General features: G+C 54.3%; 1 protein-coding gene. It reads left to right on the top strand.

Annotated features, from left to right (window positions below):
• A partial coding sequence (locus tag NNO04_RS23025) for a GTP-binding protein (RefSeq protein WP_271446547.1) occupies positions 1 to 255 on the top strand: 255 nt, incomplete at both ends.

Genomic DNA, 255 nt, shown 5'->3' with positions numbered 1-255 from the left:
ACGTAGACTGCCCGGGCCACGCCGACTATGTTAAAAACATGATCACCGGTGCTGCGCAGATGGACGGCGCGATCCTGGTTGTTGCTGCGACTGACGGCCCGATGCCGCAGACTCGTGAGCACATCCTTCTGGGTCGTCAGGTAGGCGTTCCGTACATCATCGTGTTCCTGAACAAATGCGACATGGTTGATGACGAAGAGCTGCTGGAACTGGTAGAAATGGAAGTTCGTGAANTTCTGTCTCAGTACGATTTCC

Source organism: Citrobacter sp. Awk 4 (assembly GCF_028069725.1).
Classification (GTDB): domain Bacteria; phylum Pseudomonadota; class Gammaproteobacteria; order Enterobacterales; family Enterobacteriaceae; genus Citrobacter_D.
Note: the sequence above shows the minus strand (reverse complement) of the source record. Positions and strands in the feature narration are given on the sequence as shown.